The sequence below is a fragment of the Pseudarthrobacter sp. SSS035 genome, assembly GCF_023273875.1.
Taxonomy (GTDB): domain Bacteria; phylum Actinomycetota; class Actinomycetes; order Actinomycetales; family Micrococcaceae; genus Arthrobacter.
This window is the reverse complement of the sequence record NZ_CP096882.1, coordinates 2183811-2203524: the sequence shown is the minus strand read 5'-3', so window position 1 is coordinate 2203524 and position 19714 is coordinate 2183811. Positions and strand designations below refer to the sequence as shown.

Sequence of the window (19714 nt, the reverse complement as noted above, 5' to 3'; positions counted from 1 at the left end):
CTCCATGCGATATTCGACACGACGCGCGGCGGGGGCCTACGTCACCCGCCAGTACCCCAGCGCATTGATCCGCTGCTTATCCACACCAAGGTCCTTGCGCAGGTGCTTGACGATGGCGCGCGTATTGGACGCCTCGCAGGCCACCCAGAAGTAGTCCTCGCCGACCGAAACGGAGTCCGCGGTCAGCGCGTCACACACCGCATCCACCAGCGCAGCGCCGTCGCGTTTGCGCGGAATCCAGCTGACGACGTCGGACTCCCCGGTTCGCAGCTCCAGCGAGGGGTCGGCGTCGTGCTGGTATTCAAGCCAGGCGGTCACTGGCGTGGGGCGGCCGGCGGCGGCGTCCACCGTCCGCAGCTCGTCCAGCAGCGAGTTGATGGCCGGCACGGATGCCGGATCGCCCACGATCCATGCACGGCGCGGAATTGGCTTCGGGAAGTCGAAGGCACTGCCCTGGACGGTGGCTTCGATGGTGTCGCCGGGCCGCGCGCCGCGTGCCCAGTTGGCGGCGATCCCGTCGTGCATGGCGAAGTCCAGGCTGAAGGTACCGGCCTTCGGGTCCGGATCAACCAGCGTGTAGGCGCGCTGGTACCCCTTGCCGGCGTCGTCGAACCACAGGCGGATCCACATGGTGGGGTGCAGGTCAGAACGGTCCAGCAGACCGCCGTCGCGCACGTGCACCCGAAGGAAGTCGGGCGTAATCTCCTCACGCCCGGTGACTTCCAGCCCGAAGTCCTTGGCGCCCATGACTTTGAGGACAACGCCTTCCCAACTGCGCTTCAAGCAACACTCCTTCACGTACCGGCCCGATTTTGCGATCAGGGCCGGCTCCACCTATCTTGACTAAAGTTAGCCTAACCTAAGCTCGAAAGCCGCTCCTGACTATGACGCCTGCCCCGACACAACATGCCGCCCCCGCAGGCGGCACCGGAACCTACCGCGGCCCGTGGGGAATCCCGCATTTGTGGGCGGACTCCGTTGAGGAGCTCGCGCATCTTCAGGGCATGAATGCGGCGACGGACCGATCCTGGCAGATCGAGCTTGAACGCTGGCGATCCGAGGGCCGGACCGCAGAGATGCTGGGCGCTGCCGGCCTGCACTGGGACCGCCTAGCCAGGCAGGCCAGGCTCGACGACACGGCACGCCGCTGCTTCGAAAGGCTCGACGCCGGCACCCGGCGTTGGTGCCAAAGTTACGTGGCGGGCATCAACCAGGCCCTGGCGGACGGATTGCGGGGCGGGCTGGAGTTCGAGGAATCCGGCACCGCGCCCGCGCCGTGGAATCCGTGGACGCCGCTGGGTGTGTTCCTGGTCCAGCACATCCTGTTCTCCACGTTTCCCAACAAACTTTTCCGCGCCCACGTCGCCCGGACGCTGGGGCCCGACGCCGTGGGCCTCTTCAGCATCGAGGCTCCCGTGTGGTCCGGCAGTAACGCCTGGGCAGTGCACGGCTCTGCGACCGCGAGCGGCCTGCCCCTCATCGCCGGCGACCCCCACCGCCTCTTGGAACTGCCCGGCGTGTACCAGCAGGTGCGGCTCGCCTGCCCGGAGTTCGACACCGTCGGATTCGCCTTCCCGGGCGTTCCGGGGCTGCCGCACTTCGGCCACACCGGACACACGGCGTGGGCCATCACCAACGCCATGGCCGACTACCAGGACCTCTTCGAGGAGGAACTGCGCCGCACGGTCTCCGGCTCAGGCGAGGCCGGCATCGAGGCGCGCGGCCCGCTCGGCTGGGAACCCGCCGTCGTCGAACGTGAGACGATCCTCGTCCGCGGCGGCGCCTCTGAGGAGGTGGAACTCTTCGAGACCGCCCGCGGCCCGGTGATCGCGGGCGGGCCCGACGGTGGCGCCCTGAGTCTGCGGTTCCCGGCGCGGGTTGAGGAGCGGCTGGGTTTCGAGGCCCTCCTGCCGCTGCTGCGGAGCCGCTCAGTCGCGGACGTGGAAGCAGCCCTGCAACGGTGGGTGGAGCCGGTGAACAGCGTGATGGCGGCGGACGCCGAGGGCAATGTCAGGCATTTTCTCGCGGGGCTGGTCCCGGCGCGAAACCACCACAACCGCCGGATTCCCGTACCGGCATACTCCTCGGAACATTCCTGGAACGGCATATACGTGCCGCTGCTGGGCACTCCGGTGACTCGTTTTGCGGTCAGCGCGAACGACCGGGAGGCCGGTGGCGGCGATGCTGTGGGCATGGAATTCGCCCCGGCCCACCGTGCCCGGCGGATCCGCGAGCTGCTGGAAGCTCCGCGCGCCGCGGCCTTCACCGTTGATGACATGCAGGCCATCCACTCGGACACGCAGCTGGGTCCCTGGCCGCAGTTTCGCAGGCTGCTTGAAGGCCTCGACGCCGGCTCGCTGACGGCGCGTGCCGCTGGCCTGCGTTCCCGGCTGCTGGCGTGGGACGGCCGCATGGACGCCCACAGCAAGGACGCGGGCGACTTTGCGGCATGGCGCGGCCTGTTTGTCCGGCGGATTGCCGGGCACGCGGCGCTGGCACCCCTGGCGGCGCCGACCGGACACTCGCCGCTGTTTGGTCCGTGGTTGTCGGTGGCTGCGCGGGTGGGATTCGCCCTCGAGACACTGCTGCATCGCGGAGCGGAACTTGGCATCAGCCCCGCCGTCGAATCCGCAGCAGCGCTGGAAGAGGCGGCAATCCTCGCGGGCAAAAAGCTCTGGGGCCAGCGCCACCAGCTCCTGGCCGTTCACGAACTCCCCGGCAGCCTGGCCAACTCCGTGCCCACGGCTCCGCTCTCCGGCGACACGGGCTGCGTGCTCAGCACCGAAAGCCTCCCGGGGATCGAGGATCGAAGCTTCCGCGGACCGGTTGCGCGGTATGTCTGGGATCTCTCGCACCGGCAGCAGAGCCGGTGGGTTGTCCCGTTCGGCGCCGGGGGGAGCCCTGCCAGCCCGCACTTTTCGGACCAGCTGCCGTTATGGGCCGCCGGCGAGCTGGTTCCCGTCATCACCGACTGGGCGCGGCTCACATTCGATACCGCGCACAATGCCGGCAGCCAGCCCGTGTCGGACACCACAGCACATCGCCAGCCCACAAAGGAAGCCATGAACACCACCATCCGGGACTACTCCCTGCGGACCACGATCTACACCGAAGAGCTCAAGGGCTGGGGCAGCCTACGGATCGTCCCGCTCACTCCCGCGGAAGATCTCGATCTGATCTACCAGTGGGTCAGCCAGCCGCGTGCCAGGTTCTGGGGCATGACCGAGCACACGCGCGAAGACGTGCTGGGGATCTATGAGTTCCTGGATTCGCTGGAGACGCACCATGCCTTCCTGGTGGTGCTCGACGGCGAGCCGATGGCGCTGTTCCAGACGTACGAGCCGCTCCACGATCCTGTCGGCGAGGCCTACGCTGCCCGCGAGGAGGACATCGGGATGCACCTGATGCTGGCTCCGGCCACCCGGCCTGTCCCGCACTTCACGCCGCGGCTCGCCACGTCCCTGATCCAATACATGTTCTCCGTGCCGGGTAAGGACAGGATCGTGGTGGAGCCGGATGCCCGCAACACCAAAGCCCTGCGCCGGCTCGACGCCACATGCTTCGAGCTGGGACCCGTCATCCAGCTGGCGGAAAAGGAAGCCCAGCTGGCGTTCCTGACGCGTGAGAGGTTCGACCGGGCGGCTCCGCTGCGCACGCGCTGACAAGCCCCGCCGCCGCAGAGCACGCCGACCAGTCTGCGCTGGCAGAACTGACCAGCGCCGCTGACAAGATCCAGCTAGCGCCAGACGAAGTTCCAGGTCCCCAATACAGCCGCGGAAACCACAGCAGCCGCCGCGATCAGTACGCCGCCCGCCAGGACCCAGGCATCCAGTGGCGAATACGTGGATTCCCGGGCCCATGTCCTACGCCCCGCGCCAAAACCGCGCGCTTCCATGGTGATGGCCAGCCGGGACGCCCGGCGGATGGCCTGGACCAGGAGCCCGAAGCTCTGCCCGAGGGTGGCCCGCAGCCGTTGCAGCGGGCTGCCCTGCGAACCGACGCCGCGGGCCCGCCGCGCCATGCCGATGGTCTGCCATTCCTCGGCCATGAGCCCCACCAGCCGCATCGCGGCCAGCGTGCCGAGGACAAACCGGTGCGGCAGCCGGGCCTTCTGGGCCAGGGCATCGGCGAGGTCGGTGGGGTCCGTGCAGGTCATAAGCAGGATCGCCGGAAGTGCAATCGCGAGTCCGCGCAGCATAAAACCGATGCCCAGCTGAAGGGAACCCTCGCTGATGGACCAGATCCCGACGTCGAGCAGGACAGCGCCGCTGTCCGCCGCGACGATCGCCGTGCTCCAGCCGCCCAGGGCTGCCGCGATGATCAGTGGCCAGCCGCGCTGCCACAACAGGCGCAGGGTGAGCCCAGCCAGCGGAAAGAGCGCCAGCTCGGCCGCGAGCGCCACCGAGGCGGACACCCAGTCGATGGAGAGCGCCAGCACCAGCGTGATGAGGAAGACGACGGCGAACTTGGCCAGCGGGTTGGCGCGCGTAAGCAGCGCGTCGTTGCCGCGGAGGGTCAGGGCATCCCTCATGCCGCATCTGCTTCCTGGCGGGCGCCGCCGCGGGAGGCCGGGCCAAGCCGCAGTTCGGCCCCGCCCAGGACGGCGCTGAATTCCTGGTCGTGGGTCACGGAAACCACGGAGGTCCCGGCGTCGAGCAGTTCTGAGAGGAACGATGCGAGCTCGGCCCAGGTGTTGGCGTCCTGGCCGAAGGTCGGCTCGTCGAGGACGAGCACACGCGGGTGGGCAGCGAGGACAGTGGCCACCGAGAGGCGCCGCTTTTCGCCTCCCGAGAGCGTGTACGGATTGGCGTCCACCAGGTGCGTCAGGCGCAGCCGTTCCAGCAGCTCATCAACCCGCTCCTCGCCATGCCCCAGGTGCCGCGGGCCGAACATCAGTTCGTCCAGCACGCGGCCGGTCACGAACTGGTGCTCGGGTTCCTGGAAGACGGTTCCGATGCGGGAAATCAGCTGGTTGGCTTTCCATGTGAAGGGATCGATCCCGGCCCCCTCGGAAAGCTCGACGGCGGCGGACACCTTCCCTGCCACCGGTGCCAGAAGTCCGGCGAGGGTCAGCGCAAACGTTGATTTGCCGGCGCCGTTGGGTCCCGTGACGGTGAGTGCCTGGCCGGAACGGACCTGTGCCGCGATGCCCTGCTGCACCGGCACGGGCGGGATGGTCCGGAAACCGCGGCGCCGCGGACGCTCGCGGGAGACGGCAAGGTCCTCGGCAGCCAGCAGCAGGTCACCGGAGCCTGCGGACACGCGGCGGCGGGTTGCCGGGACATACCCCGGTACCCAGACGCCCGCGCCGATCAGCATGTCCCGCGCCTCCGCCAGCACCTGGTCCGGCGGCCCGTCCAGCAGGACGGCGGACGTCCCGGCGGAACTTCCAGCGGAGCCCGCTGCGGAGCCCGGCTGGAGCACCACAATCCGGTCCACCAGGTCCTTCCAGACGGACACCCGGTGTTCCACCACAACAAGCGTGGCGCCGGTTTTGTCCAGGCAGCGGCCCACGGCGTCCCGGACTTCCAGCACACCGGCGGGATCGAGGTTCGCTGTGGGCTCGTCCAGCAGGATCAGCCCGGGCCGCATCGCGAGGATACCCGCCAGCGCGAGGCGCTGCTTCTGTCCCCCGGACAGGGCCGACGTCGGGTGGTCCAGCGCGAGCCCGGCGGCACCAGCGCCGCCGTCGGCGTCCAAACCAGTGCCGCCGGCACTTCGCAGCCCGACGTCGTCGAGCGCTTCATGGACGCGCCGCCAGATCTCGTCCCGCGGAACGGCGAGGTTCTCGGCGCCGAAGGCGACGTCGTCACCCACCCGGGAAAGCACCACCTGCGTTTCCGGATCCTGCTGCATCAGGCCCGAGCGGCCGCGCTGCCCGCGGGGCACCACACCGTTGATCAGCAGCGAACCGGTTTCGTCGGCGTCGTCCCCTTCATCCCCCAGCACCCCTGCGAGCGCGTGCAGCAGCGTTGACTTGCCCGCGCCCGACGGGCCCAGCAGCAGCACCCGCTCGCCGGGCGCGATGTCGAGGTCGAGGCCCTGGACGGCGGGGGCGGAACGTCCCGCATGCCGCCAGCCCCAGCCACGGGCGGACACCGCGGCGGGGCGCACTCCGGAAGCGCCGGCGTCGGAAGCGGTCATCAGTTGAAGACGGGCTCCGACGCTGCCTTCCGGGACGCGAACGAGCTCAGCACACCGGTCCGGGCCAGGCCGCGGGTGGCAATCCAGGACAAGGCACCCGCAATCACCGCGCCGGAGATGGTGCAGAACACGATGTACGCGAGCTTGTCGCCGGGCTCGTAGGCGATGTTCCAGCCCCACGGCAGGAACGAGTCATTGAGGCCACAGAACAGGCCCGCCCCGGCACCGGCCAGCAGTGCGGCGATGAGGTTGTACTTCTGGTGCAGGAAGGACTTGAACCGGAAGTTGCCGTACACCAGCAGGAAGAACACCAGCTCGGCGCCCAGGCCCTGGAGGAGTCCGGAGATCAGCACCGTGGCGCCGTACTGCGAGCCCATGATGAGTTCGCCGGTGGCGGCCACCGCTTCGCAGAAGAGTGCCGCGCCGGGTTTGCGGATGATGAGCATGCCCAGCACTGCCGGGATCATCCAGCCGCCGGCGATCAGGCCGGTCAGCGGGGGGTAAACGGCGTTCATGGGGGCGGAGACGATGCCGGCGCCCTGGGACCAGGCCCAGAAGATCACGCCGCCGGTGATGGCGATGAGTGCCGCCACTACGATGTCCACAACGCGCCAGGTATTGCCGGTCTTTTTGATTGCTGCAGTTGTCATTTTGGTCCTCCTGAGGAACAGGAGGGGAAAGTGCCCCGGCGTGCGGCGCTGCCGCCGTTTCCGGACACTTCGAGAACTCGACTCCCTTGCGCCGGTACTAACCGGATCAGGTTCGAGGGTCTGCGGCTGTCCGCACTCTCAGCGCCCACCTGCGGTTCCCTGGCAATGCCAGTGATGTCCGACGGCGGCGCTCCCCTGTCGTAATAAATCTGCCCTGATGGGCGTGCTCCAGTTTACACCGAGGGCGGGGTAGATTGTGGGCCATGACTGCCAACAACCCGACTGTGACTGCGTTCAATCCCGATTCGACGGTGCCCCAGCCGGCGGGGCTGCTGGAGGCCCTGATTGCCCGGGTCGAAGCCGAGATCAACGAGCTGCAGTTTCCGCATTTCAGCAAGGACGACTCCCTCAACCTCGGGCTGCTCCTGGTGGAGCTGGGCAAGAGCCGGAAGCTGCCCATCGCGATCGACATCACCAAGGGTGACCAGGTCCTGTTCCACGTGGCCCTGGACGGCGCCACCCCGGACAACGAGCGCTGGATCCAGGCGAAGCAGCGCACCGCCGCCAGGTATGAGATCCCTTCGTTGCTGGTGGGCCTCCGCGGCAGGCTGCACGGCGGCCGGATCGAGGACCACGGCTGGTTTGACGAGTCCACCTACGCCCCGCACGGCGGCTGCTTCCCGGTCTACGTCGCCGGCGTGGGTGCAGTGGCCACGGTGACGGTCTCGGGCCTGCCCCAGCAGCAGGACCACGATCTGGTGGTGGAAGCCCTGCGTGAGATTCTGGAGTCCATGCAGCCGGGTTAGGCTAAAGGAAGTCCCGGATCCGCTCACAAGGAGTTCAACGAATGAACCTGTTCATCAAGCTGCTCGGCACTGCAATCAGCATCGGCGCCGGGTTCGTCGGCACCAAGGTGGTCAATACCGTGTGGGAAAAGTCCACCGGCCGCAAGCCCCCCACCGGCAAGGATGAAGACACTCCCACCACCCTGCGCTCGGCCCTGACGTTTGCGCTCATTTCGGCCTCGGTCAGCACCATCATCCAGGTGCTCGCCAACCGCGGCACGCAGCGGGCCATCACCCGTTTCGCCAAGTCCCAGGACATCGTCTAAACCTGGCGAGGTTTAACCCTGGCAAGCAGTCCGGCGGTGGGTTGACGCTCAGTCCCGCCGGCCGCCGTCGGACGCTTCATCCCGGGATGACTCATCCCGGGCCGACTGGGCCGCCTTCTGAACCACGGCTTCGAGTTCATCGGAGCTGAGCAGCTCACGGTGCAGGTGTTTGGTCCGGTAACCGGCGCGGCCCACCATGTGGGCGGAAACCGGCACCGTCAGCAGCTGGAAAATCCAGGCCACCAGCAGCACCGGCCACACCCACCAGGTGCGCAGCTGCAGGCCGATGGCCGCCAGGAGTAGGAACAGCCCCAGCACCTGGGGCTTGGTGGCCGCGTGCATCCGGCTCAGCAGGTCCGGGAAACGGAGCAGGCCCACGGCGGCGGCGAGCGACATAAGGGCACCCACTACCAGGAACACCGCCGACACGGTATCGATGACGTTATCAACCACGCTGGCCTCAGGACTCATTGGCTTGCTCCCGCCGGTCGGCCACGTAGCGCGCAACGGTCACCGACCCGATGAAGCCGACCACGGACAGCGCCACCAGCAGCATCAGGTTGTTCAGGTGCCGGTTGACGGCCATGTCGATGCACAGGGCCGCACCGAGGATCGCGAGCAGGACGTCGGAGGCCAGCACCCTGTCCAGCAGCGACGGGCCGCGGGAGATCCTGATGATGGCTCCCGCCGCCGCCAGCGAGAGAATGACTGCGGTGACAGCCAGGACGGTCTGCATCATGCTGCGGCCTCCTGCCGGATTGCTTCGAGTTCTTCGCGGGTGCCCATGATCCTGATCAGGCCCGCTTCGATGGAGCGGACTTCCTTGCGCAGGCTTTCCACTTCTTCCGGGTTGCTGACATTGAGCGCGTGGAGGTACAGGGTGGACGTTGACCGGTCCACTTCCACCACCAGCGAGCCCGGGATCAGCGAAATCACGTGCCCGGTGGCGGTGACCATCAGGTCCTGGTGGCTCCGCAACGGCACCGCGACGACGGCGTTGATGACCCGCGGGCCGCGGACAGCCGCCAGATACATGACCTCAACGCTGGCTGCCGCCACCCTGCCCAGGAAACGCAGGGCGAATGGCACTGCATAAAGAATGTTGAACCGGCCGCTGAGTTCCACCGGCGGCAGGTAGAATATCCGGGCCACGAGGACGGCCAGCAACGCGCCGAAGAGCAGGTTGCCGGGGCTGAAGTCCTGCCACAGGGCGCCCCAGACAATCACCAGCCATACCAGCAGGGGCAGTTCCTGGCGGAGGGAAATCCGGCGGCGGCTCATTTGCCCCCACCGTCTTTCAGGGCCAGCGGGGGAACGTCCGTGTCCTCGCCCAGTACGGCCTGGATGTAGGCGGACCTGTCCAGCATTTCGTGGGCGGCCTGGTCCGAGACTGTGAACAGCGGGCCCGCGAAAACAGTGAGTGACACGCCCAGGACCACCAGGCCCAGGGTTGAGCCCACCATGGTGCGGGGCAGCAGCGTGACGTTTTTGCGGCCGGCCCGGCTGCCGGTATCCGAATCCTCGGGCTCAGCCAGCAGGACGGGGTCCGGGTGCTCGGCGTCCGAGGGCTTGCGCCAGAATGCGCGGTTCCAGACCCGCGCGACGGCCAGCAAGGTCAGGAGGCTGGTGACCACACCGCCGATCACCAGGGCGTAGGCCAGGGGCGTGCCCAGTTCGATGCCGGCCTGGATGAGCCCCACTTTCCCCAGGAAACCGGAGAACGGCGGGATCCCGGCAAGGTTCATGGCGGGGATAAAGAAGAGCAGGGCCAGGATGGGTGACAGCTTGGCGAGGCCGGCCAGCCGGTCCACGGAGGAGCTGCCGCCGCGGCGCTCGATCAGGCCCGTAACCAGGAAGAGGCTGGTCTGGATGGTGATGTGGTGGGCCACGTAGAACACGGCGGCGCCCAGCCCGGCCACCGAGGACATCGCCAGGCCGAACACCATATAGCCGATGTGGCTGACCAGGGTGAAGGACAACAGACGTTTGATGTCGCTCTGGGCCAGGGCGCCCAGGATTCCCACCACCATGGTCAGCAGCGCCGCCACCATCAGCGGAGTGTTCAGGCTGTCCCCGGGGAAGAGCAGGGTTTCCGTGCGCACCATCGCGTAGACACCGACTTTGGTCAGCAGGCCGGCGAACACGGCGGTGACCGGCGCGGGCGCCGTGGGGTAGGAGTCGGGCAGCCAGAACGACAGCGGGAACACGGCCGCCTTGATGCCGAAGGCCACCAGCAGCATCACGTGCAGCAGGGTCTGGGTTCCCTCGTCCAGGTCCGCGAGCTTGATGGCGAGGTCGGCCATGTTCACGGTTCCGGTGGCGCCGTAGACCATCGCGATGGAGATCAGGAACAGCACGGAGGACACCACGGAGACCACCACATAGGTGACGCCGGCGCGGATGCGGGGGCCGGTTCCGCCCAGTGTCATCAGCACATAGCTTGCCGTCAGCAGGATCTCGAAGCCGACGTACAGGTTGAACAGGTCCCCGGACAGGAACGCGTTGGACACCCCGGCCACCAGGATCAGGTAGGTGGGGTGGAAGATCGACACCGGCGCGTCCTGGTCGCCGTCGGCCATGCCCTGGCCGGTGGCGTAGACCAGCACAGCGAGGCTGATGGCCGACGACACCACGAGCATGAGGGACGAGAACTGGTCCACCACCATGGTGATGCCCCACGGCGGCAGCCAGCCGCCGATGGTCACGGCGGCCGTTCCGCCGTCCCACACGGAGGCCAGCAGCAGGCACTCCAGCAGAAGTGTCAGGGACAGCACGCCGATGCTCACCGCGCGCTGGGCGCGGGAGTGCCGGATCAGCAGGAAGGCCAGGGCGGCACCGAGGATGGGAAGTACGACGGCGAGCGGGGCAAAGCTTGCGATGTTCACTTCACACCTCCTTCGGGACCAGGGGTTACGTTCTGCGAGCCGGGTTGCTCTTCGGCGGCGGCGTCCCCGGCAGGAATCTCCTTAGCGCCGGCGGTGACGGAACCCCCGGCCTCATCCGGGCCGTCCGCAGCCGTGGGGTGGTCCGAGACGGCTGTCCCGTCACTGCCCAGCATGGTCAGGGGAAACTCCGAAGTTTCGGCCGGAATCGGGGCGTCATCCTCGGCGTCGAAGCGGGGCGTCTCGGCGACACGGAGGTCCTCGATGTCGTCCTGGATCTCATCCTGGCGGGCCAGGACCCACGTGCGGTAAATGATGCCGAGCATAAAGGCCGTCACTGCGAACGAGATCACGATCGACGTGAGGATCAGGGCTTGCGGAAGCGGGTCCGCGTACTCCTGGGCGCCGGTGTCCTTGTTGTACAGCGGCGCCAGGCCTGCGTAGCCGCCGGTGGCCAGGATCAGCAGGTTGGTGGCATTGGCCAGCAGCATCAGCCCCAGCAGCACGCGGGTGAGGCTGCGTTCCAGGATCAGGTAGATGCCGCACGCATACAGGGCACCCATCACGGTAAGCAGGGTCAGGTTGACGCTCATCCTTGGCCCCTCGCGGTGGTTTCGGCGGGGACGCCCGCGGGTTCCTTGGCGTGCACATCCGCCTGCACCGCGGCAGCGGCAGGAGCGTCGTCGCTTTGCGCGTCCTCGGCGGGCGCAGTTCTCTGCTCTTCAAAGTGTTCGTCGATCTCGGAGCCCAGGCTGCGCAGCACGTCCAGCACCAGTCCGATCACCACAATGTAGACGCCGATGTCGAAGATGGTGGACGTAACGAACTTGATGTCCCCGAACACCGGAAGCCAGAGTTCGATGATGGCGGTCTGGAATACCTGGCCGCCCAGCAGCAGCGGCACCACACCGGACGCCGCCGCAGTGGCGAGCCCGATCCCCAGCAGAGTTCCGGCGCCGACGGGCGTGGCCTCGCGCAGTTCGAACCGGCCGCCGGCCAGGTAGCGGATGGCCAGGGCAAGCCCGGCAGTCAGGCCGCCGGCGAAGCCGCCGCCGGGCAGGTTGTGGCCGGCCAGGAGGAGGTAAAGCGAGAAGATGATCAGGGAGTGGAAGATCAGCCGCGTGACCACTTCAAAGATGATGGAACGCCGTTCCGGTGCCAGCGTGCGCCCCGCCACGATCCAGGCATCCCGGGCGGAGGCGGCGAATTTGCGGCTGATGGCCAGGGCCGCGGCTTCCCGCGACCCGGGATCCACTGCGACCTGGCGGCCGACGCTGCCCTCGGCAATAGTTTCAGAGACCCTGGTCCGGTCGCCGCGGCCGCGGACGAAGATGAGGCTGGCAACACCTGTGGCGGCCAGGGCAAGGACGGATATTTCACCGAACGTGTCCCAGGCTCGGATGTCCACCAGGGTCACGTTGACGATGTTCAGCCCGCCGCCGCCTTCATAGGCAAGGCGCGGGAATTCCAGGGACACGGGGACGGCCACCCGGGCGCCCATGGCGTGGATGGCGGCGAAGACCATGGTGACGCCGAACGCTGCCCCGATGATCACGCGGATCACCCGGTACTTGCCGCCGGTGCGGTCACGGAGTTCCGCGGGCAGGCTGCGCATGGCCAGGACAAAGGCCACCAGGATGATGGTTTCCACAAGCATCTGCGTGAGGGCCAGGTCCGGTGCGCCCTGGAGCGCGAACATCAGGGCGATCCCGTATCCGGTCACGGACACCATCAGCACGGCGAGGAACCGTTTGTTGGCCTTGACCGCGGCCAGCGCACCGATCACAATTCCCGCCCCGACCACTGGCTGCAGCGGCGAGTAGGGATCGATGAAGTACAGGTTGTCCGGCAGCGGCTTGCCCGCCAGCACCATGGCGGTCAGCGGCAGCGCAAACGCCATCGTGAGGATTACCGCGAGGTAGAAGTACAGTGAACCACGCTGCGTGCGGCCCGTAATCCAGACCGCGGTGTCGTCCAGGGCGCCGATGGTCAGCTGGTACATGCGGTCGCCGTCGATCCAGCCGGGAACGCGGGACTGCGCGCGGGCCACCAGGTTCCGTCCGAAGTACATCGCCAGGCCCAGGGCGAACGTGAGGGCCGTCAGTCCCAGGGCGGGGGTGAAACCGTGCCACAGCGCAAGGTGGCCGGCCTGCTCGGCCGATGTGCCGGCGTCGGACGCGGTGGAGGCGAACAGCGCGGCGTAGGGCTGGACCCAGGCGTCCACCGACGCCGGCCAGAGGCCGTAGACGATGCTGAGGACGCTGAGGACGGCCGGGGCTGCCAGGAAGGAAGGCTTGACCGCCTTGAACGTTGTCCGCTCGATCCCGGGCTTCACCGCGAACGCTCCCCACATAAAGCGTGCGCTATAGGCGAACGTGAGAATGGAACCGAGGACGATGCCCACGAGCACCACCATGCTCCAGGCCTCGCCGCCGGAAGCGTGGTGGATAAAGGCTTCCAGGACTGCTTCCTTGGCCACAAATCCGGCGAGCAGCGGGACGCCGGCCATCGAGGCGGCACCGATGCCGGCCACTATTCCGAGCGCCCGCGACTGCCGGAACACGCCGGAAAGCTGGCGCACATAGCGGGTACCGGCCTGGTGGTCGATGATGCCCACCACCAGGAACAGGGTGGCCTTGAACAGTCCGTGGGCGAGGAGCATCGCGAGACCGGCGAGGGCCGCGTCCGGCGTGCCCAGCCCCACCACCATGGTCAGGAAACCCAGCTGGCTGACGGTGCCGTAGGCCAGGATGAGTTTGATGTCGGTCTGCCGGAGCGCCCGGTAGCCGCCAACGAGCATGGTGGCCAGGCCCAGGCCCAGCACAATGGACTGCCAGTAGGCGGTGTCGGAAAATCCCGGGGCAAGCCGTGCCACTAGGTAGATCCCGGCCTTCACCATAGCCGCGGCGTGGAGGTAGGCGCTCACCGGCGTGGGGGCCGCCATGGCTCCCGGGAGCCAGAAGTGGAAGGGAACCAGCGCGGACTTGCTGATGGCGCCCGCCAGGATAAGTACGACGGCGGCGGCAACGATTGCGCCGGTCGGTCCGCTTATCAGCGTGGGAGCCTGCGCCAGGATCGCCGAAATCCGGTACGTGCCGGCGCTGTGGCCAAGCATGACCAGGCCCACCAGCATGGCCAGCCCGCCCGCGGTGGTGACCATCAGGGCCTGCAGCGCCGAACGCCGAGCCGCCAGCCTGGTGCGGGCGAAGCCGATCAGCAGGTAGGACAGGATGGTGGTGAGTTCCCAGAAGATGAACATCAGCAGAAGATCGTCAGCGATCACCAGGCCGAACATCACTCCCGCGAAGGCGAGGAACTGGGCGCCGAAGCCGCCGAGATCCTGGTCCTTGAGGCTGAAGTACCGGGCGCAATAGACGAGCACCAAGGCGCCGACGCCCAGGATAAGGAGCGACATCACCCAGGCAAGGGGATCGAGCCGGAAGGCGAATTCAAGATCCAGCCCGGGAATCCACGGGAAGACCTCCGAGACCGCGCCGGCGTCCGAGTACACGGCGCCGTGCTGGAACAACAGCCAGACAAAGGAAGCAGAGGGCACAGCCGCCAGCGCATAGAACGCGTTGCGACCCCACGCCCTGAAGAGAAACGGCGCCACGGCAGCAACCGCAAAATGCACGGCAAGGACTGTGATCACTGGTATCTCCGCAACGTCAGGGATTCGATTGTCAAAAAGTTAGGGCAGGCGGTCATTCGTCAGGTTCGGTGGCCACAGTTTATCAAGGCACCACTGACACTTTTCCCGCCCCAGATCGCGGGTCCCTGGAATTTCCCGGGTGTCCGGCGTATCATCACCGCGATGTTCGCCAGGGGCGGATACGATTCAGCCTATGAACACCGCCAGCGCTCCTGAGGCCATGCAGCCGTCATCGGAACTCGCGGCCGGAACCCAGGCCGCCGGCAAGGGCCGAGTCCTCGCCTGGGCCGCCTGGGATTGGGGATCTGCGGCCTTCAACGCGGTCATGACCACCTTTGTGTTCACCGTCTACCTCACCTCCAATGCCTTCGGCGGCGAGGATCAGGCCTCTGCAGTTCTTGGCGGTGCACTGGCCATCGCGGGGATCGCCATCGCGCTGCTCGCTCCGGTGACCGGGCAGCGCTCGGACAACGGCGGGCGCCGCAAACTGTGGCTGGGGGTCAACACGGCCGCCGTCGCCGTCCTGACTGGCCTGTGCTTCTTTGTGTTCCCACGGCCGGAGTTCCTGCTCCTGGGCGTTTCCCTGATCGCGCTGGGGAATGTGTTCTTTGAGTTCGCCGGCGTCAACTACAACGCCATGCTGGCCCAGATCTCCACGCCGAAAAACATCGGCAAGGTCAGCGGGTTCGGCTGGGGCATGGGCTACCTGGGCGGCATTGTGGCCCTGCTGATTGTGCTGCAGCTGTTTGTGCAGCCGAGCTTCGACTGGTTCGGCGCCTCCACCGAGGACAGCCTGAACATCCGGCTCGTGGCTGTGTTCTCAGCCCTGTGGTTCTTCATCTTTGCCATGCCCGTGCTGTTCGCTGTCCCGGAGCTGCCGCGGCCGGAGCGGGCCCAACCGCTGGGTTTCCTGGCCTCCTACCGCCTGCTGATCCGGCGGATCAAGGCCATCTACGCCACCAGCCCGCACACCATTTACTTCCTCCTCGCCAGCGCCGTCTTCCGGGACGGCCTCGCGGCCGTGTTCACGTTCGGCGGGATCATCGCTGCCGGCACGTTCGGCTTTGAATTGTCACAGGTCATTTTCTTCGCCATCTTCGGGAACGTGGTGGCTGCCGTGGGGGCGGTCATCGGCGGGTTCCTGGACGACCGGGTGGGGCCCAAGGCCGTGATTGTGGGGTCCCTCGTGGGGCTGCTGATCGCCGGGACCATGATCCTGGTCCTCGGCAACGGGGACTACATCTTCTTTGGCACGGCGTGGGCAGGCAGCACCACCTTCTGGGTCTTCGGGCTGTTCCTGTGCTTGTTTGTGGGGCCCGCCCAGTCCTCGTCGCGGGCTTACCTGGCCCGGCTGGCACCCCACGGCGAGTCCGGCGAACTGTTTGGCCTCTACGCCACCACCGGCCGCGCCGTCAGTTTCCTGGCCCCGGCGCTGTTCACCCTGTGCATCACGCTGGCCACGCCCCTGGTTGCACCCGGCGGGGCACAGCGCTGGGGAATCCTGGGCATCATGGTGGTGCTGCTCGCCGGCCTGCTGGTCCTGCTGCCGGTGAAGTCGCCGGACAAGACCGCCATCGCCGTCGTTCCAGCCTCCTAGCGCGAACGGACACTTAAGCCCCACACCCTTGAAGCGCGAACAGGCAGCAGATGACCTCAAAACCGGGATTTGGCGTCATCTGCTGCCAGTTCGCGCCGCGTGTGTGCGCCGAGGGCCGCAAGTGTCCGCTCGCGCCGCCTTGCGCACCCCCGCCCGAAACCGGCCTGCAAAGACTAGGCTGGTGGTATGAACGTGGACGAGACTGACCTCCCCGGCCTGGGCCGGCGGAAGGACTTCATGACGACTTCCGGCCGCCGCATCGGCGTCGTGGAGCTGCGCGAGGGCACGATGGAACTCATCGTTTCCACTTGGGACGATCCCGACACCTGCCAGGCGTCGATTCCCCTGACCGGCGATGAGGCCGCCACCCTGGGTAACCTCCTGGGCGGGCAGCACCTAGCCATGAAGCTGACTGAAGAGCACCGGGAGATCCCGGGCATCGTGACCCGGCAGTTCTCCATCGCGCCGGAATCCCCGTTCCAGAACCAGCCCATGGGGAAGGCCTGCATCCGCACCCGGTGCGGAGTCTCGATCGTGGCGATCATGCGCGAAGGCGAAGTGCTCCCGTCGCCGGGACCCGACGTCGTACTTCACTCCGGTGACCTCCTCGTTGCAGTTGGAACGCAAGAAGGCCTTGATTCGGCGGCCGATATCCTGCGCAACGGCTGAGCGTCATGGACCCGCTGGCCCTGACCCTCATTGAACTGGGGGCCGTTGTGTTCTGCCTTGGCCTCCTGGCCAGGCTGGCCGGACGGATCGGAATGTCACCCATCCCGCTCTACCTCGTTGGCGGACTCGCCTTCGGCGCAGGCGGCGTGGTCAAGCTCGAAGGTATGCAGGAATTCGCACATCTCTCCGGCGAAATCGGCGTGATCCTGCTGCTGCTAATGCTCGGTTTGGAATATACGGCTGCCGAGCTTTTCACCGGTCTGCGCAGATCCTGGCAGGCCGGTGTTCTTGACCTGGTGCTGAATTTCATCCCCGGCGCGGCACTGGCGCTCCTGCTCGGCTGGGGAACGGTGGGCGCCATGGTTATGGGCGGCGTCACGTATATCTCCTCCTCAGGGATCGCCGCCAAGGTCATCACGGACCTGGGCCGGATCGGTAACCGCGAGACCCCCGTGGTGCTGTCCATCCTGGTGTTTGAAGACCTGGCCATGGCTGTGTACCTGCCCATCCTCACCGCCACCCTCGCGGGTGTGAGCTTCCTGGGCGGGCTCACCACGGTGGCAATCTCCCTGGCGGTGGTCACCGTCGTCTTAATGGTGGCACTGCGGCACGGCCACCGTGTATCAAAAGCGGTGCACAGCGAAAATTCCGAAGTCTTCCTGCTCAACCTGCTCGGCGCCGCACTGCTGGTGGCCGGCGTCGCATCAGCCCTGCAGGTTTCGGCCGCAGTGGGCGCGTTTATGTTGGGTATAGCGATCTCGGGGGCTACCGCCCACAGCGCCACCCGGATCCTGGAACCGCTGCGGGATCTCTTTGCGGCCATCTTCTTTGTGGCCTTCGGGCTCAACACAGACCCGTCGACGATCCCGCCGGTACTCGGCTGGGCTCTGATCCTCGCGGCCATCACTGCCACTACCAAGATGCTCACGGGCATCTGGGCTGCCAAGCGGGCCGGAATTGCACGCCCGGGCCGCTTCCGTGCAGGCGCCGCCCTGATAGCCCGCGGCGAGTTCTCCATCGTTATCGCCGGCCTGGCCGTGGCGTCGGGCGTGGTCCCGGACGACCTCGCCGCCCTGGCAACCGCCTACGTGCTGATCATGGCCGTCCTCGGGCCGCTGGCCGCGCGCTATGTGGAACCGGTGCTCAAGGCGTTCGGCGGGCCTGTCCGGTTGGCCGCGAAGGCGTAGGCCACCCCGCTCCCTTGCGCCGAGACGTGAGATCTCGGCGCTATAACGGACCGTTGGCGCCGAGACCTCACCCCTCGATCCGCCATCCCGCCCGAGCAAGGGAGTCCAGTACTCGGTGGGCGCACCCATCGAAGCCCCACTGGCGTACATGCCCAGCTGTGACGGTCACCGATGCCCAGCCGATGGCCACGATGGACTCGTCCCGCCGGATGTCTGACTCACGCTGGCGTTCTTCCAAGTGATGCCGGCCGTCGTAATTAACGGCCACCTTGAAGTCCGGAAACGCCACGTCTGGCCAGGCAAGTTCCCACCCTGTAGCGTCCTGCACCACGTACCTCAGCGCGGGTTCCGGCAGTCCGAGCCTTCCGATGGCCAGCCGTAGCCGGGTCTCCGGCGCGGAATCGGCACCGACCCGGCACAGTTCCAGAGCCTGCCTGGCTTTCCGGATGCCGCGGGCGCCCGGGGTGGAGTGGACCCGCTCGAGAAGGTCCCCGAGTGAACACAGCGCGTCCTTCTTAGGCCCGAAGCTCCTCGATTGGCTGCAGATGAAGTAGTCCGCCGCGGCCACCAAATCCTCCAAGTCCAGGACCGCGGCCAAGTCCAGCCACGTCCGCGCAGGGCAGGTGACCGGGACGCCGTCGAGTTCCCCCACGTCCTGGCTGCGAAGGGCCAACCGGTGACCGGATACCCCCTTGCGCACTGGCCGGGCGCCTCCGCCGATCTTCGCCAAGTGGATTTTCAGTTCGTTCTGAAGTGCCAATGGCAGCGGGCAGCCCCACAGCAGCGCCGCGGTGGCCAGACAGCAGACGAGCCCAGGAGAGAGTGTGGCCAGCAATGCGCAGGTGTGGGGAAGCGGCTGCGGCGCACCCCAGGGAACGCGTACTCCGCGGCTTGCCACGCGGAGATCGCTCCGCCATGCACGCGCAGCGGGGACGCCGGCGTGGACCTGCTCATGAAGGGTAAAGGAACGTCCAGCGAGGTGGTCCGGAAGAGGTGACGGCTGCCGCATGACCCATTGTTGGCACAGCCTGGCTGCCCCAACCCGGTTATCCACAGAGTGGAGGAGTAGTGGTTCCCAAACTGCCGCACCGAGAGGTTAGATCTCGGCGCCAAGACGGACGGTTAGAGCCGAGACCTCACCCCTCGAAGGAAAAGGCTCAGACCTCGGTGCGGTGGAAGTTCAGGTGGCTGCGGCTGGCTGTCGGCCCGCGCTGGCCCTGGTAGCGGTTGCCGTATTCGCCGGAACCGTACGGGAACTCCGCAGCAGAGGTCAGCCGGAAGAAGCACAGCTGTCCGATCTTCATGCCCGGCCAGAGCTTGATGGGCAGCGTGGCCATGTTGGACAGCTCCAGCGTGACGTGGCCGGAAAACCCCGGATCAATGAACCCGGCCGTGGAGTGCGTCAGCAGGCCCAGCCGGCCCAGGGACGACTTGCCTTCCAACCGCGCAGCAATGTCGTCCGGCAACGTGACGGCCTCGTAGGTGGAACCCAGGACAAACTCGCCGGGGTGCAGGATGAACGGCTCACCGCTCTCCACCTCCACCAGCCGGGTCAGCTCTGGCTGCTCTTCTGCGGGGTCGATGTGCGCGTACTTATGGTTGTCGAAAAGTCGGAAAAACCGGTCGATCCGCACGTCCACCGACGACGGCTGGACCATCACGGGATCGTAAGGTTCGAGGACAATCCGTTGGGAGTCTAGTTCGGCACGAATATCGCGGTCAGAGATCAGCACGCCTCCCAAAATACCGCATTATCCACAGCCCACAGTTTTTCGTTGTTGCTGTCGCTTAGTGGGGCTAATGTTGCCTCAGCATGTCAGCC

Annotated in this window: 18 protein-coding genes and 1 riboswitch; of the genes, 6 read left to right on the top strand and 12 right to left on the bottom strand. The window is 66.9% G+C overall.

All coding sequences use genetic code 11. The features are described from left to right. Positions 1 to 36: 36 nt before the first annotated feature. Positions 37 to 783, bottom strand: coding sequence for a siderophore-interacting protein (locus MUN23_RS10095; protein ID WP_248763662.1), 747 nt, complete (start codon positions 781 to 783; stop codon positions 37 to 39). 101 nt (positions 784 to 884) lie between these two features. Between MUN23_RS10095 and MUN23_RS10090 the strand changes: the two genes are divergently transcribed. Next, positions 885 to 3662 (top strand): GNAT family N-acetyltransferase, encoded by a 2778-nt coding sequence (locus tag MUN23_RS10090; RefSeq protein ID WP_248763660.1) that lies wholly within the window; start codon positions 885 to 887, stop codon positions 3660 to 3662. Positions 3663 to 3736: 74 nt separating this feature from the next. Here the strand turns inward: MUN23_RS10090 and MUN23_RS10085 are convergent, their stop codons facing one another. The 3 genes from MUN23_RS10085 to MUN23_RS10075 are packed head-to-tail and all read right to left on the bottom strand — an operon-like array spanning position 3737 to position 6794. Beyond that, entirely contained in the window at positions 3737 to 4531 is a 795-nt protein-coding gene (locus tag MUN23_RS10085; protein WP_248763658.1) for an energy-coupling factor transporter transmembrane protein EcfT, read from the bottom strand. After that, positions 4528 to 6144: an ABC transporter ATP-binding protein gene (locus tag MUN23_RS10080; protein WP_248763657.1), complete on the bottom strand. Its 1617-nt coding sequence runs from the start codon at positions 6142 to 6144 to the stop codon at positions 4528 to 4530. The genes MUN23_RS10085 and MUN23_RS10080 overlap by 4 nt, the downstream gene beginning before the upstream one ends. Continuing rightward, positions 6144 to 6794: an ECF transporter S component gene (locus MUN23_RS10075; RefSeq protein WP_058930860.1), complete on the bottom strand. Its 651-nt coding sequence runs from the start codon at positions 6792 to 6794 to the stop codon at positions 6144 to 6146. Before MUN23_RS10075 ends, MUN23_RS10080 begins: the two co-directional genes overlap by 1 nt. A gap of 65 nt (positions 6795 to 6859) precedes the next feature. Beyond that, positions 6860 to 7001: riboswitch (TPP riboswitch) on the bottom strand. A 56-nt stretch (positions 7002 to 7057) separates the two neighbouring features. Here MUN23_RS10075 and MUN23_RS10070 point away from each other — a divergent pair. Both MUN23_RS10070 and MUN23_RS10065 read left to right on the top strand, forming a co-directional pair. Further along, positions 7058 to 7600, top strand: a complete 543-nt coding sequence (locus MUN23_RS10070) for a heme-degrading domain-containing protein (protein ID WP_248763656.1) — start codon at positions 7058 to 7060, stop codon at positions 7598 to 7600. Between the two features lie 41 nt (positions 7601 to 7641). Beyond that, entirely contained in the window at positions 7642 to 7905 is a 264-nt protein-coding gene (locus MUN23_RS10065; RefSeq protein ID WP_104063261.1) for a DUF4235 domain-containing protein, read from the top strand. 48 nt (positions 7906 to 7953) lie between these two features. On the opposite strand, the gene mnhG is transcribed toward MUN23_RS10065, so the two are convergent. From mnhG to MUN23_RS10035, 6 genes are read right to left on the bottom strand one after another with little or no spacing between them, the layout of a single operon-like run. After that, a complete protein-coding gene (gene mnhG / locus MUN23_RS10060) occupies positions 7954 to 8376 on the bottom strand; it encodes a monovalent cation/H(+) antiporter subunit G (RefSeq protein ID WP_248763655.1) in 423 nt (140 codons plus the stop codon). After that, a complete protein-coding gene (locus MUN23_RS10055; RefSeq protein ID WP_058930856.1) occupies positions 8366 to 8644 on the bottom strand; it encodes a monovalent cation/H+ antiporter complex subunit F in 279 nt (92 codons plus the stop codon). Before MUN23_RS10055 ends, mnhG begins: the two co-directional genes overlap by 11 nt. Next, positions 8641 to 9186: a Na+/H+ antiporter subunit E gene (locus MUN23_RS10050; protein WP_248763654.1), complete on the bottom strand. Its 546-nt coding sequence runs from the start codon at positions 9184 to 9186 to the stop codon at positions 8641 to 8643. The genes MUN23_RS10055 and MUN23_RS10050 overlap by 4 nt, the downstream gene beginning before the upstream one ends. Continuing rightward, positions 9183 to 10790: a Na+/H+ antiporter subunit D gene (locus tag MUN23_RS10045; protein ID WP_248763653.1), complete on the bottom strand. Its 1608-nt coding sequence runs from the start codon at positions 10788 to 10790 to the stop codon at positions 9183 to 9185. Before MUN23_RS10045 ends, MUN23_RS10050 begins: the two co-directional genes overlap by 4 nt. After that, positions 10787 to 11380 (bottom strand): Na(+)/H(+) antiporter subunit C, encoded by a 594-nt coding sequence (locus MUN23_RS10040; protein WP_248763652.1) that lies wholly within the window; start codon positions 11378 to 11380, stop codon positions 10787 to 10789. Before MUN23_RS10040 ends, MUN23_RS10045 begins: the two co-directional genes overlap by 4 nt. Further along, positions 11377 to 14439, bottom strand: a complete 3063-nt coding sequence (locus tag MUN23_RS10035; protein WP_248763651.1) for a Na+/H+ antiporter subunit A — start codon at positions 14437 to 14439, stop codon at positions 11377 to 11379. Before MUN23_RS10035 ends, MUN23_RS10040 begins: the two co-directional genes overlap by 4 nt. Positions 14440 to 14632: 193 nt before the next feature. Between MUN23_RS10035 and MUN23_RS10030 the strand changes: the two genes are divergently transcribed. From MUN23_RS10030 to MUN23_RS10020, 3 genes are all read left to right on the top strand, one after another. Continuing rightward, positions 14633 to 16036 (top strand): MFS transporter, encoded by a 1404-nt coding sequence (locus MUN23_RS10030; protein WP_248763650.1) that lies wholly within the window; start codon positions 14633 to 14635, stop codon positions 16034 to 16036. 186 nt (positions 16037 to 16222) lie between these two features. Continuing rightward, the gene (locus MUN23_RS10025) at positions 16223 to 16705 is read left to right on the top strand and encodes a cation:proton antiporter regulatory subunit (RefSeq protein ID WP_056341364.1); all 483 of its coding nucleotides are present in this window, start codon (positions 16223 to 16225) and stop codon (positions 16703 to 16705) included. Between the two features lie 5 nt (positions 16706 to 16710). Beyond that, on the top strand, positions 16711 to 17892 hold the full coding sequence (locus MUN23_RS10020) for a cation:proton antiporter (RefSeq protein ID WP_248763648.1): 1182 nt from the start codon (positions 16711 to 16713) through the stop codon (positions 17890 to 17892). Positions 17893 to 17959: 67 nt separating this feature from the next. Here MUN23_RS10020 and MUN23_RS10015 read toward each other — a convergent pair whose 3' ends face one another. Both MUN23_RS10015 and dcd read right to left on the bottom strand, forming a co-directional pair. Continuing rightward, on the bottom strand, positions 17960 to 18901 hold the full coding sequence (locus MUN23_RS10015) for a hypothetical protein (protein WP_248763646.1): 942 nt from the start codon (positions 18899 to 18901) through the stop codon (positions 17960 to 17962). 148 nt (positions 18902 to 19049) lie between these two features. Then, positions 19050 to 19625, bottom strand: a complete 576-nt coding sequence (dcd, locus tag MUN23_RS10010) for a dCTP deaminase (RefSeq protein ID WP_058930848.1) — start codon at positions 19623 to 19625, stop codon at positions 19050 to 19052. Between the last annotated feature and the right edge of the window lie 89 nt (positions 19626 to 19714).

Coding starts and splice junctions, on each gene's coding strand:
- MUN23_RS10085 (WP_248763658.1), bottom strand. CDS start 4,531: ATGAGGGATGCCCTGACCCTCCGCGGCAACGACGCGCTGCTTACGCGC.
- MUN23_RS10070 (WP_248763656.1), top strand. CDS start 7,058: ATGACTGCCAACAACCCGACTGTGACTGCGTTCAATCCCGATTCGACG.
- MUN23_RS10080 (WP_248763657.1), bottom strand. CDS start 6,144: ATGACCGCTTCCGACGCCGGCGCTTCCGGAGTGCGCCCCGCCGCGGTG.
- MUN23_RS10030 (WP_248763650.1), top strand. CDS start 14,633: ATGAACACCGCCAGCGCTCCTGAGGCCATGCAGCCGTCATCGGAACTC.
- MUN23_RS10015 (WP_248763646.1), bottom strand. CDS start 18,901: ATGCGGCAGCCGTCACCTCTTCCGGACCACCTCGCTGGACGTTCCTTT.
- MUN23_RS10065 (WP_104063261.1), top strand. CDS start 7,642: ATGAACCTGTTCATCAAGCTGCTCGGCACTGCAATCAGCATCGGCGCC.
- MUN23_RS10020 (WP_248763648.1), top strand. CDS start 16,711: ATGGACCCGCTGGCCCTGACCCTCATTGAACTGGGGGCCGTTGTGTTC.
- MUN23_RS10040 (WP_248763652.1), bottom strand. CDS start 11,380: ATGAGCGTCAACCTGACCCTGCTTACCGTGATGGGTGCCCTGTATGCG.
- MUN23_RS10025 (WP_056341364.1), top strand. CDS start 16,223: ATGAACGTGGACGAGACTGACCTCCCCGGCCTGGGCCGGCGGAAGGAC.
- mnhG (WP_248763655.1), bottom strand. CDS start 8,376: ATGAGTCCTGAGGCCAGCGTGGTTGATAACGTCATCGATACCGTGTCG.
- MUN23_RS10075 (WP_058930860.1), bottom strand. CDS start 6,794: ATGACAACTGCAGCAATCAAAAAGACCGGCAATACCTGGCGCGTTGTG.
- MUN23_RS10050 (WP_248763654.1), bottom strand. CDS start 9,186: ATGAGCCGCCGCCGGATTTCCCTCCGCCAGGAACTGCCCCTGCTGGTA.
- MUN23_RS10055 (WP_058930856.1), bottom strand. CDS start 8,644: ATGATGCAGACCGTCCTGGCTGTCACCGCAGTCATTCTCTCGCTGGCG.
- MUN23_RS10090 (WP_248763660.1), top strand. CDS start 885: ATGACGCCTGCCCCGACACAACATGCCGCCCCCGCAGGCGGCACCGGA.